Origin of the sequence: Leptolyngbya sp. GB1-A1, from assembly GCF_039962475.1 — a bacterium.
Classification (GTDB): Bacteria; Cyanobacteriota; Cyanobacteriia; order Elainellales; family Elainellaceae; genus Leptolyngbya_A.
In genome coordinates this window covers 1-3086 of record NZ_JAMPLI010000116.1, presented here as the reverse complement: position 1 = coordinate 3086, position 3086 = coordinate 1, and the positions used below count along the sequence as shown (strand labels likewise).

2 protein-coding genes are annotated in these 3086 nt (G+C 48.6%); both read right to left on the bottom strand.

Annotated elements, in window-relative coordinates; all coding sequences use genetic code 11:
- Positions 1–294 precede the first annotated feature (294 nt).
- On the bottom strand, positions 295–1155 hold the full coding sequence (locus NDI45_RS30725; protein ID WP_348250064.1) for an SWIM zinc finger family protein: 861 nt from the start codon (positions 1153–1155) through the stop codon (positions 295–297).
- A gap of 29 nt (positions 1156–1184) precedes the next feature.
- Positions 1185–3086: DEAD/DEAH box helicase (locus tag NDI45_RS30720; protein ID WP_348250063.1), on the bottom strand; the 1902-nt coding region annotated here is incomplete at its 5' end.

The window sequence follows — 3086 nt, the reverse complement described above, 5'->3', positions numbered from 1 at the left end:
CGGTCACGGGTTCACATCAATCAACACTCACTGTTTAATTTCCTGACGGTCGCATTGTCCAGGGACAAGCTACCACTCCTCGCATAACAGAGGCAGAAATTGAAGCAGCTCAGGTTGTGCTGAATAACTCAGAATTTTGGCTTTGCGTCCTTGAATTTAGCATGGGAGTTAGGAACTGACCTCCTCAAGCGTGGATCTCAAGCCTCTACTTCCAATCCACAGGCAACTGGGGGGTGGAAGCAAGCGTAGAAGAAAAAACGCCAGAAACCCCACGTTCTATAGCGTAGGTGTAGTTCATAGCTGCCCCTTGTTTCTAACCTGTTCGTACAGGGCTTCCATCGCTTCAATAAAGGAATTATCGCGAGTCCAGAAGGCAGGAAAATCTCCCTGTTTCTTGACAGAAATTCCCGGTACTAAAGCTTCAGGTCGGGAATTGGCTACCCCATAGGAGGAACTGCCTTGAATGGTTTGGGGCAGACGTTTTGCACCGTGCCAAAAATCACGCAGGCTCTGGTTCTCGCTCAAAGGCTCAGTTGTGAGATGCGTGTAGTACGAAGTAACGGCTACGGGGGGGCGTTTCTGCAACTGAAGCTCAGCAGAGAGTGCCTGCCCCAAAGGAGATTTTGCCAGTTCCTGATGCAGGTTTTCACGAGATAAGCCACGCAGCTCAAACAGCAAAAACGGATTGCGATCAAGTTCAGCTGCAACCAGGTAATGCACCCCTGCAATATGTTTACAGGGATTGCTGTAGTCGGGGCAGGAGCAGTCTGATTGAAAGTCTCTGCGACTGTGAGGCAGTAAGTTTAATCCTAACTGAGCAAATGAATCTTCGATATTATCAGGAATCTCGTTCAGCAAAAGACGAGAAATCAGGCTGGCTTTGGAGGCGATCAGGGCAATGACAGCTGCCCACTTTGCAGCACTGATGGGCTGGAATTCAATTGTTGTGGTGTATAGCGGTTCTTTGTAAACGCCAAAGTAAGGATTGACTGAACCTCTCACCTGAGCTGTGACAATGCCGTCTTTAATTTCAAAACTTTTGACTTTGCCGCCACTGGCATAGGAGCGTCCTCGGCTCAACCGCCCTGAATCAGTAAACTGCTCCAGCGCAGCGATAAATTTCTGTCCCCACCAGCTCCGACTAAATTGACTCATGGCTCATCTCCTCTAGATGCAAAGCGAATTTATTCCAGAATTGCATTTTGATTCAGCGCAATCAGTTTTCTAAACGCGTCGTTGTCCAGTTCGGTGAGCCAAGACTCGTCTGCCCCGACGATCGCCCCTGCCAGCTTTTTCTTATCCTCAATCATTTCGTCAATTCGCTCCTCCAGCGTTCCCATTGCCACAAACTTGTGGACAAATACGTTCTTTTTCTGCCCAATTCGGAAGGCACGATCGGTGGCTTGATCTTCAACCGCCGGATTCCACCAGCGATCGAAGTGAAAGACATGGTTTGCTTTCGTAAGTGTAATCCCCACTCCACCCGCTTTGAGAGAAAGCACAAAGACCGAAGGCTCTGTTTGGGGGTCTTGAAATTCCTGAATCATCTGTTCCCGTTTTTTGCGGGATGTTCCCCCATGCAGGTAATAGGTATTGTGGCGACCGGTGTAGCGCAGGTACTTTTCCAGGGCTTCGCCGATTTCAGTAAATTGCGTAAAGATGAGTAGACTTTCTCCTTCCGCGATCGCTTCTTGTACCATTTCATCTAAACGAGAGAGCTTGTGCGATCGCTCCGGCGTAAAATCGCTGCCGTCCTGGAGAAACTGCATCGGATGATTGCAAATTTGCTTCAGTTTGGTGAGCGTTGCCAGAATTAGCCCTTTTCGCTGAATTCCTTCAGTCGTTTGAATTTGTTCTTCGACATCTTTGACGACTGCCTCATAGAGGGAAGCTTGTTCTTTCGTCAGGTTACAGTACAGCTTTTGTTCTACTTTGTCCGGCAAGTCTTTAATGATGGCTTGATCGGTTTTGACCCGCCGCAGAATAAACGGTTCTACCAGTTTTTTGAGGGTTTCCGATTGACGCAAATCGCTATGCTTCTGAATCGGCAACTCAAAGCTACGTCGAAACTGGGTTTGATTGCCGAGATAGCCTGGATTAAGAAAATTGAAGATTGACCAGAGATCAAGCAATCGATTTTCGATCGGCGTTCCCGTCAGGGCTAATCGATGCAGTGCAGAGAGTTTCAGAATGGATTTTGTCAAATCTGCTTTGGGGTTTTTGATATTTTGAGCTTCATCTAACACAACGCGATGCCACTCAACCGAGGTGAGAAGGCGAATGTCCTTTCGTGCCAGAGTAAACGAAGTGATAATCAGGTCATGCTCAAGGCAGGTCTGCTGAAATGCTTCGCTGGCTTTTGTGCGCTGGTTGCCGTGATGCACAATGGCTTTTAACTTCGGGGCAAATTTCTGGATTTCGCGATACCAGTTGCCGACCACTGAAGTGGGTGCAATCAGGAGCGTAGGCGGAAGGGTTTTGATCCGGTTTTTCTGTGCCAGTTCCCGCTCTTGCAGCAAACGAGCAATCACCTGAATTGTCTTGCCCAAGCCCATATCATCAGCAAGACAACCGTTTAAGCCAAGCTCTTCTAGGTATTGTAGCCAAGACACTCCCCGCTTCTGATACTCGCGCAATTGGCCTTGCAGATATTTTGGATCATTGATCGGTTGAAGCTGAGTTTTATCGCCCAGGTTCGCCAGCATTTGAGACAGGGCATCGTTGCGATCGACCTGGACTTCTAGCCCAGCCTCGTCGCTGCTTGCCGTGAGTTTGAGAAAATCGAGCAAACTGAGTTCTGGGTTTTCCTGCTGCTGGGTCTTCCAAAACTCCAGCATTTGCCGCATTTTGTCTTGATCCAGCTCGATCCATTGTCCCCGGAACTTGACCAGCGGCGTTTTAGCATTCACCAACTGGTGCCATTCCTGTTCGCTGATGGATTCACTGCCAATCGCAAGTTCATATTGATATTCCACCAGATTCTCAAACGAGAAGTATTTCTTCTTTTTATCGGCTCCGCTCGATCGCGACTTGCTCTTTGCCTTTAACCGCACCTTTGCCCGCTGTCTGCCCTGAGGTGTCCACCA

Coding starts and splice junctions, on each gene's coding strand:
- NDI45_RS30725 (WP_348250064.1), bottom strand. CDS start 1,155: ATGAGTCAATTTAGTCGGAGCTGGTGGGGACAGAAATTTATCGCTGCG.